Below are 12,491 nucleotides of genomic sequence, written 5' to 3'. Positions count from 1 at the left end.
CCGAGCACCAGCACTCCGAGCATCAGCACGGCGGCCACGACCACGGCGGCCACGACCACGGCGGCGGGATGGGGATGCCGGGCGGCCTGCCGATGGCGGACGTGGGACCGGACCGTGACGGCCTGACCCTCGACCGGTTGCGGGTCCCGCTCGGCCCCGTGCTGCCGGACTGGCCGGCCGGGCTGGTCGTCGAGGTGGTCCTGCAGGGCGACGTCGTGCAGGAGGCCACCGCGCGGATCCTGGATCGGGCCGGGCAGGCGCAGGGGTCGTTCTGGGACGCGCCCGACGCCGACCGCGCCCGCCGTGCCGCGGCCCGTCATCTCGACGGTCTGGCCCGCCTTCTCGGCACGGCGGGCTGGGCCGACCCGGCGGCCACGGCCCGCCATCTGCGCGACGAGCTGCTCTCGGGCGCCCCGGTGGGCCCGCTGCGGCTCCGTACCGAGGCCCTGGTGGCGACGGTGCGGCGCTCGCGCACCCTGCGCCGGATGCTGCGGGGGGTCGGGCGCGGCGTCGCCGGCGTCGACACACTCCTTGCCGCCCGCCTCTCCGCGCTGGAGTCTGCAGCGACCGACCTCGACCGGCCGACGAGCCCGGTGGGAGGCGCCGGGTGGGGAGCGGGCGAGCCGGGGATCGACGAGCTGGCCGAGCTGCTCGTCGGGGCCGAGCTCGCCGCCGCGCGGCTGATCGTCGCGGCCGTCGACCCGGACACCGACCGCCTGCCGACCGACCACACCGGACACGTGCACCGTGGGTGAGCCGGTCCCTCTCCCGGCGGCGCCCGACGCGCTGCCCCTCTGGTGGGTGCTGCTGCTGCCGGTGCTGGTCGGTCTCGCGGCGTGGGCGACCACCGCGCTGGACTCCGCCGTCACCGCCCGCGCGTCCGGCCGGCCGATCGGGCCGGTCACCGCCGCGCTGACTCCGGTGCGCGAGTCGGCGCGGCTGCTGGTCGGGCAGCGGCGCCGCACGCTTGCCGCGGACCGGGTGCTGTGGCGGCTGGGCGCCGCGGTGCTGCCGGTGGCCGCGGTGCTCGCCGCGGCGGTGCTGCCGCTGGGGTCACGGGCGGTGGCCGATCTCTCCGTCGGGGTCGTCTGGTTCAACGCCATGGAGGTGCTGGCCTGGGCCGCGGTGTGGATGGCCGGGTGGGGCGCCAACAGCGCTCTGAGCCTGGTCGGCGGCTACCGCTTCGTCGCCCAGGGCCTGGCCTACGAGCTGCCGCACATGTTCGCCATCATCACGGCGGCGCTGGGCGCGGAGAGCCTGCGGATCACCGACATCGTCGCCGCCCAGGAGGACCTCTGGTTCGTGGCGATCATGCCCGTGGCGTTCGTGGTGTACCTGGTCTCCGCCGCGGCCATGGCGTTCTGGGCTCCGTTCGACGCGCCCGTGGGCCGCGACCTCGCCGGCGGGGCCGCCGCGGAGCTGTCCGGCGTGGACCGGCTGGTGTTCGCGGGCGGCCGGTGGCTGCTGACCGTGGTCACGGCGGCCATGGCGGTGCCGCTGTTCCTCGGCGGCGGGACCGGGCCCTGGCTGCCCGCCTGGCTGTGGGTGGCGGTCAAGACCGCGGCGGTGCTGGCCGCGATGGTGTGGCTGCGCCACCGGCTCCCCACCGTCCGGATGGACCGGTGGACCGAGTTCTCCTGGATCGTGCTGGTTCCGCTGATGATCGCCCAGGCGCTGGTGGTCGCGCTGGTCGTGCTCGGCGGCGGAGGAGGGATGTGAATGGCCGCGACCGTGCTGTTCTGGGTGCTCGCGGTCGCCGCGGTGGGCTTCGGCTTCGCGGTGTTCCGGCTGGGCTCGATGGCGCAGGTGACGTTCGCGCTGCTCGCCTCGTTCCTGGCCGTGGCCGGGCTCGTGCTGCTGCTCGGCCTGGGCTACCTCGGCGTGGTCATCGCGCTGATGATGGTGATCGAGATGGTGATCATGGCCGTGTTCATGATCATGTACATGATGAACCCGGCCGGGTTGATGCCGATGGCGATGTACCACAACAAGGCGGGGTCGATGACGATCGCCGTCGGGACCTTCGCCGTGCTCGCCGCCGGGATCCTGCTCGTCCACTGGCCGGTGCGCCGCGGCGTGCCGCCGCCGGACCCGACGTTCGCGCTCGGGGAGGCGCTGATGAGCGGCCAGATGCTGACGATGATGACGCTCGGGGTGGCGTTGTTCGCCACGATCGTCACCTGCGTGGTCCTGGCCACGAACCGCGGCCGCTACGACCGGTTCGGCGACGACCTGCGCAGCGGACCGGCAGGAGGCGACGGGCGGTGACGCTCCAGCTGTTCCTCCTCGCCGCGGCCGGGCTGTTCGCGATCGGCCTCTACGGGGCGCTGTCCCAGCAGTCGATCGTCATGCTGATGATGGGCCTGGAGCTGATGCTCAACGGGGTCATCCTCGCCACGGCGGCGTTCTGGTACTTCCTCACCCCCGGCGGCTCGGACGGGCAGGTCCTCATCGTCGTGATCATCACGGCGATGGCGGTCGAGATGGCGGCCGGGTTCGCCGTGGTCACCGCGATCTACCGGTCGCGTCAGGTCGACATGACCGACGGCGCGTCGGACCTGCGGGGCTGAGCGGATGCCTTCCGGATACCCGGCCCTGCTGGTGGCGCTGGTCGCGGTCCCGCTCGCGGCGGGCGCACTCCTCGCGCTCGCCGGCCGCCGGGCCGACCGGCTCGCCGCGCCCGTCTCGGTGGTGCTCGCGGCCGTCGTGCTGGCCCTCGCCGGCGCCGCCGCGGTGCTCCGTCCGGCCCTCGACGCGCCGCTCATGGCCGGCATCCGCGCGGGGCTGGCGGTCGACGGGCTGTCCGCGACGCTGGTGCTCACCGTCGGTGGGGTCCTGCTCGCGGTGCTGCTGGTGGCCGCGGGCGAGCCCGGGCTGCGCACGGGCCGGTTCGCCGGGCTGATGCTGCTGTTCGCCGGGGCGATGCTGGTGACGGTCACCGCCACCACGCTCGCCGTCCTGCTCATGGCGTGGGAGGTGATGGGGGCGACGAGCTGGGCGCTGATCGCCTATTACCGGCGCGACGCGGCCGCGGTCCGGGCCGCGCACACCGCGTTCCTCACCACCCGTACCGCCGACCTCGGCCTGTACCTGGCGGCGGGCGCCGCCGTGGCCGGCGGGATCGGCTCGCTCGGCCTCGCGGAGCTGCCCGGCGCCCAGGGAGCGTGGCTGCACGTCGTCACCGTGGGGGTGGTGGTGGCGGCGCTGGGCAAGTCGGCGCAGCTGCCGTTCAGCTTCTGGCTCTCCGGCGCGATGCGCGGCCCGAGCCCGGTGTCGGCGCTGCTGCACTCGGCGACCATGGTCGCCGCGGGCGCCTACCTGCTGCTGCGCGTGGCCCCGCTGCTCGACGCCGCCGGGTGGGCGGCGTCGGCCGTCGCCTGGGTGGGCGCCGCCACCGCGCTGCTGCTCGGGCTCGTCGCGGTGGCCCAGACCGACCTCAAGCAGCTGCTCGCCGCGTCCACCTGCGCCCAGATCGGCTACATGGTGCTCGCCGCGGGGGCGGGCGGTACGGCCGCGGGCACCGTGCAACTGGTCGCCCACGCCGCCACGAAGAGCCTGCTGTTCCTCGCCGCCGGGGCCTGGCTGGTGGGGCTGGGCACCCGGCAGCTCGACGGGCTGCGCGGCGCGGCACGGCGGTTCCCGCTGGTCGGTGTCACGTTCAGCGTCGGCGCCCTGTCGCTGGCCGGGATCGCGCCCCTCTCGCTGTGGGTGACGAAGGACGCCGTGCTGGCCGCGGCCCTCGACCGCTCCCCCGCGCTCTACGGCGTCGGGATCGCGGCCGCGGCCGTCGCCGCCGTCTACAGCGCGAAGGCCCTGTGGTTCGTCTGGCAGCCGGCCGCACCCCACGCGGTCCGGCCCGAGCAGGAGCCCAGCGGCTGGGTGGCCGCGGTGGCGCGCCCGCCGCTGGCCGTGCTCGCCCTGCTCGCCGCGGGTCTGGGCCTGCTGCCGCTGCTCGGCACGGGCGTGCTCGCCCCGGCCCCGGCGCCGGCCGCGTGGGAGCTCGCGCTCTCCGCCGTGCTCGCCCTCGCCGCCGCCGTCCTCACCTGGCGCCTCGCCGACCGGCTGCCCGCGCCGGCGGTCCTGTCCGGATGGCTCGGCATCGAACGCGCCGCGCACGCGCTGGTGGTGCGCCCGACCCTCGCCCTGGCCTCGGCACTGGCCCGGTTCGACGACCAGGTCCTCGACCGGGCGGTCGACGGCGCCGCGCGCACCACGGTCCGCGCGGCGCGGGCGCTGGACCGTCGCGGCGAGCACCCGCTCGACGCGGGCGTCGGGGGCATCGCCGCTGGTGCCCGGGCGCTCGGCCGGTGGGCCCGCCGCCCGCAGACCGGGCAGCTGCACCAGTACTACGCGCAGGCGTCCGTCGGGTTCGCCGTACTGGCCGCGCTCGCCGTCGTGATGATCGCGGTGCGGTGAGCGTGGTGCTGTCGCTGATCGTGTTCCTGCCCGCCGTGGTCGCGGCGGCGCTGCTCTGCGTGCCCTCCCGGGTCCCGGGCCGGGTGTTCGTCGGCACGTGGATCGCCACCGGGCTCGCCGATCTCGGCCTGATCGTCGCCGTCTGGACGGGGCTGCCCGCCTCGGGCGGGTTCAGCTTCGAGGAGCGGCTGCCGTGGATCCCGAGCGCGGGGATCTCCTACCACGTCGGGGTGGACGGGCTGTCGCTCCCGCTGCTCGCGCTCACCGCCGTGCTGTTCACCGCGTGCGCGGTGTTCGCGCTGCGGGAGACCCGCCGCGTCAAGGCGTACGTGGTGCTGTTCCTCGGGCTGCAGACGGTGTGTCTCGGCGTGTTCGTCGCGCTCGACCTGATCCTGTTCTTCCTGTTCTTCGACCTGTCGATCGTCGCCATGTACTTCCTGATCGCCGGGTGGGGCCACGGCGAGCGGGGGCGGGCTGCGGCGCTGAAGTTCTTCCTCTACACGTTCCTCGGGTCACTGGCCCTGCTGCTCGGGTTCATCGTGGTGTTCCTCGCGGCCGACCCGCACACGTTCGACATCCCGACGCTCGTGACCGCGAACCCGCTCGCCGGGGGCGGGGCCGCCGCCGGCCTGGCACTGCTCGCGATCGGGATCGGGCTGGCGGTCAAGACCCCGACCGTCCCGTTCCACACCTGGCTGCCACCCGCCCACACCGAGGCGCCCGCCACCGGGTCGGCGATCCTCGCCGGGGTGCTGCTGAAGATGGGCACCTACGGGTTCGTGCGGATCGCCATGCCGATCCTGCCCGCCACCTGGCGCGACTACGCACTCGTCGTGGTGGTCGTCGGGGTGGTGTCGGTGGTGTACGGAGCGCTGGTCGCGCTCGCCCAGACCGACGTCAAACGCATGATCGCCTACACGTCGATCAACCACATGGGCTACGTCCTGCTCGGGGTGGGGGCGGCCGGGCTCGCCCCGGGGACCGACGAGCAGGCCCGCCAGCTCGCGACCACCGGCGCGGTGACCCAGATGGTGTCCCACGGTCTGATCACCGGCGCGCTGTTCCTGCTGACCGGGGTGCTCCACGACCGCGGCCACACCTACGACATGGGCGCCTACTCCGGGCTCTCGGCGCGCACCCCCCGCTTCGCGGGCCTGTTCGCGGTGGCCGCGTTCGCCTCGCTCGGGCTGCCCGGGTTCTCCGGCTTCATCGCCGAGTTCCAGATCCTCACCGGGGCACTGGCCCCCGCGCCGATCCCCACCGCGGTGGCGGTCACCGGCATCGTGCTCACCGCCGCGCTCTTCCTCGTCGCGCTGCAGCGGCTGTTCCTGGGCCCGCTGCGGATACCGGACGCCCCCGGCGCGCCCCGGCCGTTCGCCGACCTGCACGCGGGTGAGGCCCTCGCGATCGTCCCGCTGCTCGTGCTGGCCACCGTGATCGGCCTGGCCCCCCGGTTCCTGCTCGACGTGATCGAGCCCGCCGCGAGGACGCTCAACCAGCTGGTCGCCCGGTGACGCGCGGGCGGCAACCGGCGTGATGACGAACGAGAACCCGGCCGCACTGATCCCCGAGCTGGCGCTGCTGGCCGGGGCCGTGCTCGGGCTGCTCGCCGGGGCGTGGCTGCCGCGGCGGCGCCAGTGGCCGGTGCGGGCGCTGGCCGGCGCGGCCTGCCTGGTCGGGCTCGGCGCCACCGTGATCACGGCCGCCACCACGCCCGCGCAGATCGTGTTCGGCGCCGCCTACGCAGTGGACACCGCCACCCAGGCCACCCGCGCGACCGTGCTCACCGCCACCCTGCTCGCACTGTGGCTGTCGATCGACACCGTGGACGGGCACCGCCGGGAGAGCGAGTTCGTCGTCCTGCTGCAGCTCGGGGCACTCGGCTCGATCCTGCTCTCCGGCGCGAACGACCTGCTGCTGCTGTTCGCGGCGTTCCTGCTGGCCAGCGTCCCGTTCTACGGACTGGCCGGGTGGGCGGGCACCGGGCGCACCGGCGAGGCGGCGATGAAGTACTACCTCTCCGGCGCGTTCGCCGGGGTCGTCATGCTCACCGGCACGGCCGTGCTCTACGGCGCGGGGGGAGCCACCGGCTATGCCGCGCTGCACGAGGGTCTCGGCGCCGGACCGGCAGGCGCCGCCGCGGTCGGCCTGGTGGCCGTGCTCGCCGGACTGACGTTCAAGGCCGGCGCCGCGCCCGCGCACTTCTGGGTACCCGATGTCACCGACGGCACACCGGCCGCGGTGGCCGCCGTCGTCACCACGATCCCCAAGATCGGCGCGCTGGTGGGTGCCTACCGGCTCCTGCCCGGCGCGATCCCCGTCCAGGTCGTCGACTGGCCGCTCCTGCTGGCCGTGATCGCCGCGGTGTCGATGACCCTGGGCAACCTCGCGGCGTTCTTCCAGACCTCGGTGCAGCGGCTGCTCGCCTACTCCACGATCTCGCAGGTCGGGTACCTGCTGATGGCCGTGGCCGTCGCCGGACGGTCCGCCGAGGCGCTGCCGGGCCTGCTGTTCTACCTCGCTGGTTACGCGGTGACGAACCTCGGCGCGTTCGCCGTGGTCGCCGCGTTGCCTGCGGCCCGCACCCTCGACGACTACCGGGGCCTGGCCCGGCGCAGGCCCGCACTGGCCGCGGCGCTCGTCGTGTGCCTGCTGGGGCTGGTCGGGACGCCGCCGACCGCGGTGTTCCTCGGCAAGCTCACCGTCTTCACCGCGGCCGTCGACGGCGGCTTCGGCTGGCTCGCCGTCCTCGCGGTGGTCAACACCGTGGCCAGCGTCTTCTACTACCTGCGCTGGATCGCCCCCGCCCTCCGCAGCGGCGACCCCGCTGCCGGGAGTGCGGACGTCGTGCACAGCCGGTCGAGGCTCGCGGCGCTCACCGCCGCCGCCGCGTCGGTGCTGCTCGGGATCGCCGGGGGCGCCGTGCTGCCGCTGCTCGGCGGGGCGCTCATCCGCTGACCCGACTGCCTCCGGGCCAGATTTGCTCTGTAGCAGAGATATGATCCCGTCATGCCTCCTCCGCGCACACCCACCACAGTCGATGCGGTGTCCGAGGCCCTGATGCCCGCGGTCGGCGCCCTGCGCAGGCTGCTGCGACGGGCGGCCGGGCCGATGCCCAACGGCGACAGCCTCTCGACGTCCCAGCGCGAGGTCCTCGCGGTCGTCGGGAGGCGCCCCGGCAGCCCCGTCGCGGACATCGCCGAGGAGCTCGGGCTGGCCCCCAACAGCGTCTCGACGATCGTCACGCAGCTCGTGGGGACGGGCATGGTCGTGCGGGCGACCGACCCGCACGACCGGCGGGTCGGGCGCCTCACCCTCACCCAGCGGGCGCAGGAGCGGCTCTCCCGTCTCCGCGAGCGGCGGCGCGGCGTGCTGCACGAGGCGCTCGACCGGCTCACGCCGGAGCAGGTGGCGGACCTCGCGGCCGGCATCGACGCGCTGGGGGCGCTGGCCGAGGAGCTGCGCGCCCTGGAGCGCACGAGCGAGGCGGTGAACGAGTGAGCAACTCCATGACCCGGCCCGGCGGGAGCCCGGCGGCGGTGCCGGAGGGTCCGGCGGCAGCGCTCGAGTGCACCGGCCTGGTGCACCGCTTCGGCGAGACCGTCGCGGTCGACCACCTCGACCTGCGGATCGAGACCGGTGAGGTGTTCGGGCTGCTCGGCCCCAACGGCGCGGGCAAGACCACCACCATCCGCGTGCTGAACACCCTGCTCCCCGTGCAGGAGGGCACCGTCCGCGTGTTCGGGCTCGACGTCCGGCGCCGCGCCACGGACGTGCGCCGCCGGCTCGGTTACGTGCCCCAGCAGCTCTCCATCGAGGCGGCCCTCACCGGCAGGCAGAACGTGATGTGGTTCGCCCGGCTGTTCGACGTGCCGCGCGCCGAACGCGCGACACGGGTCGACGAGGCACTCGACGCGATGGACCTGCTCGCGGTCGCCGACCGCAAGGCGGGGACCTACTCCGGCGGCATGATCCGCCGGCTGGAGCTCGCGCAGGCGCTGGTCAACCACCCCGCACTGCTCGTGCTCGACGAGCCGACGGTCGGCCTCGACCCGATCGCCCGCGAGGGCGTCTGGGAGCGGGTGCAGCAGATGCGCGCCGACTACGGCATGACCGTGCTGCTGACCACGCACTACATGGACGAGGCCGACGAGCTGTGTGACGTCGTCGCGCTCATGCACCGCGGCAGGCTGCGGGCCGTCGGCTCCCCCGCGGCGCTGCGCGCCGACATCGGGCCCGACGCCACGCTGGACGACGTCTTCCGCCGTCACGCAGGCGCCGACCTGGCCGTGACGGAGGAACAGAAGGGGGTGAGGGATGTCCGTCGCAGTCGCACCACCGCGCGCAAGCTGGGGTGAGCCGGTCCGCATGCTCTTCTCGCGGACCGTGACGCTCAGCCTGGTGGAGATGCAGAAGCTCCGCGCCGACTACACCGAGCTGTTCACGCGCATGGCGCAGCCGGTGCTCTGGCTGCTGGTCTTCGGGCAGATCTTCAACCGGATCCGGGCGATCCCCACCGGCAACCTGACCTACCTCGAGTACCTGACACCGGGGATCCTCGCCCAGTCGGCCCTGTTCATCGCCATCTTCCTCGGCATCCAGATCATCTGGGACCGCGACGCCGGGATCCTCACCAAGGTCATGGTGACGCCCACGCCGCGCGCCGCGATCGTGCTGGCCAAGGCGTTCTCGGCCGGGGTGCGCGGGCTCGCGCCCGTGGTGGTGCTCGTGCCGGTGGCGCTGCTGCTCGGCGTCTCCATCACGGTCAACCCGCTCAAGCTGCTCGGCGCCGCCGTGGCCCTGATGCTCGGCGCCGGCTTCTTCGCGTGCCTGTCGATGGCGATCGCGGGCGTCGCCCAGACCCGCGACCGGCTGATGGGCATCGGCCAGCTCATGACGATGCCGCTCTTCTTCGCGTCGAACGCGCTGTACCCGATCGACCTGATGCCGGGCTGGCTGAAGGTGATCAGCACGGTCAACCCGCTGACCTACCTGGTGAACGCCCTGCGTGGCCTGCTCGTCGGCGCACCGGCCGACCTGTGGGTGGACTTCGGCGTGCTCGTCGTCGCCGCCCTGGTGGGAATCGTGGGCTCGGCGTCCCTGCTGGGCAGGCTGGTGCGGTGAGGACGTCCCCCCGTCGAGCCGGCGCCCGAACCGCCCCCGAGGGGCACCATCGGGGAGGGTCGCAGAGGTGAGGGGTGAGCGCATGGGCACGGACGACGCGTGGGTGGTGCGGCGGCGGGTGGTGGCGCACCCGAGGCTGCGGCTGTTCTGCTTCCCGTACGCGGGCGGCGGCGCCACCGTCTACCGGGACTGGCCGCGCCTGGTCCCACCCGACGTCGAGGTGTGCGCGATCCAGCCACCCGGGCGGGAGTCCCGGCTGGGTGAGGAAGGGTTCACCCGCATGCACGACCTGCTGCCACCGCTCGCCGAGGCGATCGGCGGACTGTTGGACGTCCCGTACGTGACCTTCGGCCACAGCCTCGGTGCCTTGGTCGGCTTCGAGCTGGGCCGCCACCTCCGGCGGGTCGGGGGCCCGCTGCCCCAGCAGCTGCTCGTGTCCGGCCGCAGGCCACCGCACATGCCGGGCGATCACGACCCCATCCACAAGATGGACGACGACCACCTCCTCGAGACCGTCCTGGAGCTGAACGGGACCAGCCCGGAGATCCGCCAGCACCCGGAGCTGCTGGAGTTCGCGCTCCCCCTGCTGCGCGCCGACTTCGCGATCAGCGAGACCTACTCCTACGTCCCCGAGCCGCCGCTGCCGTGCCCGATCACCGCGTTCTCCGGGGCGTCCGACCCGCACGTCACAAGGTCGGAGGCCGCCGCGTGGGCGGAGCACACCAGTGGCGGTTTCGGGCTGCGCATGCTGCCGGGCGACCACTTCTTCCTCACCACGGCCCAGGGGCAGCTGCTCACCGAGATCTCCGACCTCCTCACCCAGCTGGGGGCTGGCGACGGGCCAGCAATCCGATAGCCCACTTCCACTTGAGTGCTAGCATCGAGAACGTCCGTCAGCCAGAGAGGGTGAGCAGGCGAATGACCGAAGCACCGGTGTTGCCTCTGCACATGCAGCGCGATCAGTTCGATCCGGTCGATGAGCTCGGCAGGACCAGGGACTCCGGGGGCATCACCATGGTGCCGTCGCTGTTCGGTGGGCCGCCCGCCTATCTCGTCACCCGGTACGAGGACGTCCGCGCCGTCCTCTCCGACGCCGAGCACTTCAGCAACGCCCGCACGCGGTCGTTCGAGACCGAGGACGGCCCTCAGTTCACCGAGGACGAGCTCGAGCAGATGCGGGCCGGGCAGATGCTCGCGTTCGACCCGCCGGAGCACACCCGCCTGCGCCGGATGCTCACGCCCGAGTTCACGGTGCGCCGCATGCGCCGCCTGGAGCCGCGCATCGTCGAGATCGTCGAGTCCGCCCTCGACGACATGGAGCGGGCCGGCAAGCCGGTCGACCTGGTGTCCACGTTCGCCCTGCCGATCCCGTCGCTGGTGATCTGCGAGCTGCTGGGTGTCCCCTACGCCGACCGCGGCGAGTTCCAGCAGCGCACCGGGCGGCTGCTCGACGTGTCGCTGCCGATGAAGGAACGGATCGCGGTCAGCCGCGAGAACCGCAAGTACATGGCCCGTCTCGTCGAGGGGGCCAAGGCCGCACCCGGCGAGGACATGCTGGGCATGCTCATCCGCGAGCACGGCGACGACCTCAGCAACGACGAGCTCATCGGCGTCGCGTCCCTGCTCCTGATCGCCGGGCACGAGACCACCTCCAACATGCTCGGCCTGGGCACCCTCGCCCTGCTGCGCCACCCCGACCAGCTCAAGCGGGTGCGCGACGAGCCCGACATGGTGTCCCCCGCCGTCGAGGAGCTGCTGCGGTGGATCTCGATCGTGCACTCCGGGGTGCCGCGCACCACCACCACCGAGGTGGAGATCGCCGGCCAGACCATCCCGGCAGGGGAACTGGTGGTCCTCGCGCTCCCCGCCGCCAACCGCGACCCGTCGTTCATCGAGGACCCCGAGCGGCTGGACATCGGCCGCGGCGCGCCCGGTCACGTCGCGTTCGGCCACGGTGTGCATCACTGCCTCGGCGCTCCGCTGGCCCGGATGGAGATGCACATCGCGTTCCCGGCGCTGCTGCGGCGCTTCCCCGACCTCGCCCTGGCCGTGCCCGACGACCAGGTCGACTTCCACACCTTCAACGCGATCTACGGGCTGCGCTCGCTCCCCGTCACGTGGTGAGCGGCGGACCGACCGAACAGGAGTGACGGAATGAAGATCGCCGCGGACCGCGGTACGTGCATCGGGGCCGGGATGTGTGTCCTCACCGCGCCCGCCGTCTACGACCAGGACGACGACGGCATCGTCGAACTACTCGTCGAGGACGTCCCACCGCAGGACGCCGAGGCGGCCCGGCAGGCCGTCGCCCTGTGCCCGTCCGGTGCGCTGCGCGTGCTGGAGGACTGAGGGCGACACGCCGGGCGCCGTGGTTGTTAGCGTGCGCGGATGACGGCAACGCACGGGCAGGGCCTGCGCGCCGACGCTGCGCGCAACTACGAACGCATCGTCGTGGCGGCCGACCGCGCCTTCGAGGAGGTCGGGCCGGCCGTCACACTCGAGGAGGTGGCCCGCCGCGCCGGAGTCGGGGTGGCCACGGTCTACCGGCGCTTCCGCAACCGCGAGCAGCTCGTACGCGCCGTCTTCCGGCACGTCGTCGCCACCGAGATCGAGCCCGCCACGGCGGTGGAGACCGACGACCCGTGGCGCGACCTCGTCACCTCGCTCGAGGCCACCGTCGACGTGCTCGCCGAGCGCCGGGTGGTCCTCGCGCTCGCCCGCGAGACCGACGCGGTGGACGTGGAGAGCCTGCAGCGCTTTGTCCACTCCATGGACCGGCCGCTGCGGCGCGCCGCGGACGCGGGTCTCGTCCGGCCGGAGCTGCTACCCCGTGACCTGGCCGCCGTCACCATGATGGCCCTGGCCACGGTGCATCCCGGCGACCCGGACGGCGCCGACCGCAGGCGCTACCTCGCTCTGCTGATCGACGGGTTGCGCCCGTCCCCCACCAC

Annotated in this window: 13 protein-coding genes and 1 pseudogene; all 14 read left to right on the top strand. The window is 73.6% G+C overall.

Annotation, left to right across the window (positions count from 1 at the left end; genetic code table 11):
• A pseudogene (locus HF577_RS33550) lies at positions 1–755 on the top strand (hypothetical protein); the annotation flags it as partial.
• Positions 748–1,719 carry a complex I subunit 1 family protein gene (locus HF577_RS33545; RefSeq protein WP_312859550.1) on the top strand — a complete coding sequence of 324 codons (972 nt, stop codon included), beginning with the start codon at positions 748–750 and terminating at the stop codon, positions 1,717–1,719. The pseudogene HF577_RS33550 and the gene HF577_RS33545, both read left to right, overlap by 8 nt.
• Positions 1,720–2,268: an NADH-quinone oxidoreductase subunit J gene (locus HF577_RS33540; protein WP_169400020.1), complete on the top strand. Its 549-nt coding sequence runs from the start codon at positions 1,720–1,722 to the stop codon at positions 2,266–2,268. It abuts the gene before it with no gap.
• Positions 2,265–2,570, top strand: coding sequence for an NADH-quinone oxidoreductase subunit NuoK (nuoK, locus tag HF577_RS33535; protein ID WP_169400019.1), 306 nt, complete (start codon positions 2,265–2,267; stop codon positions 2,568–2,570). The genes HF577_RS33540 and nuoK overlap by 4 nt, the downstream gene beginning before the upstream one ends.
• A gap of 4 nt (positions 2,571–2,574) precedes the next feature.
• On the top strand, positions 2,575–4,416 hold the full coding sequence (locus HF577_RS33530; protein WP_169400018.1) for a proton-conducting transporter transmembrane domain-containing protein: 1,842 nt from the start codon (positions 2,575–2,577) through the stop codon (positions 4,414–4,416).
• A gap of 5 nt (positions 4,417–4,421) precedes the next feature.
• Positions 4,422–5,930, top strand: a complete 1,509-nt coding sequence (locus HF577_RS33525) for a complex I subunit 4 family protein (RefSeq protein ID WP_312859551.1) — start codon at positions 4,422–4,424, stop codon at positions 5,928–5,930.
• Positions 5,931–5,952: 22 nt separating this feature from the next.
• The gene (locus HF577_RS33520) at positions 5,953–7,374 is read left to right on the top strand and encodes an NADH-quinone oxidoreductase subunit N (RefSeq protein ID WP_169400016.1); all 1,422 of its coding nucleotides are present in this window, start codon (positions 5,953–5,955) and stop codon (positions 7,372–7,374) included.
• A gap of 87 nt (positions 7,375–7,461) precedes the next feature.
• Entirely contained in the window at positions 7,462–7,917 is a 456-nt protein-coding gene (locus HF577_RS33515) for a MarR family winged helix-turn-helix transcriptional regulator (protein ID WP_169400015.1), read from the top strand.
• The gene (locus HF577_RS33510; RefSeq protein WP_425563874.1) at positions 7,914–8,774 is read left to right on the top strand and encodes an ABC transporter ATP-binding protein; all 861 of its coding nucleotides are present in this window, start codon (positions 7,914–7,916) and stop codon (positions 8,772–8,774) included. The genes HF577_RS33515 and HF577_RS33510 overlap by 4 nt, the downstream gene beginning before the upstream one ends.
• Positions 8,734–9,540 (top strand): ABC transporter permease, encoded by an 807-nt coding sequence (locus HF577_RS33505; protein ID WP_169400014.1) that lies wholly within the window; start codon positions 8,734–8,736, stop codon positions 9,538–9,540. Before HF577_RS33510 ends, HF577_RS33505 begins: the two co-directional genes overlap by 41 nt.
• An 82-nt stretch (positions 9,541–9,622) precedes the next feature.
• On the top strand, positions 9,623–10,396 hold the full coding sequence (locus tag HF577_RS33500) for a thioesterase II family protein (RefSeq protein ID WP_169400013.1): 774 nt from the start codon (positions 9,623–9,625) through the stop codon (positions 10,394–10,396).
• Between the two features lie 92 nt (positions 10,397–10,488).
• The gene (locus HF577_RS33495; protein WP_407692269.1) at positions 10,489–11,664 is read left to right on the top strand and encodes a cytochrome P450; all 1,176 of its coding nucleotides are present in this window, start codon (positions 10,489–10,491) and stop codon (positions 11,662–11,664) included.
• Between the two features lie 30 nt (positions 11,665–11,694).
• Positions 11,695–11,889, top strand: coding sequence for a ferredoxin (locus HF577_RS33490; protein WP_169400011.1), 195 nt, complete (start codon positions 11,695–11,697; stop codon positions 11,887–11,889).
• A gap of 39 nt (positions 11,890–11,928) precedes the next feature.
• The coding region (locus tag HF577_RS33485; protein WP_169400010.1) for a TetR/AcrR family transcriptional regulator at positions 11,929–12,491 on the top strand (563 nt) is incomplete at its 3' end.

Source organism: Pseudonocardia xinjiangensis (genome assembly GCF_012911925.1).
GTDB classification, from domain to species: Bacteria; Actinomycetota; Actinomycetes; order Mycobacteriales; family Pseudonocardiaceae; genus Pseudonocardia; species Pseudonocardia xinjiangensis.
Note: the sequence above shows the minus strand (reverse complement) of the source record. Positions and strands in the feature narration are given on the sequence as shown.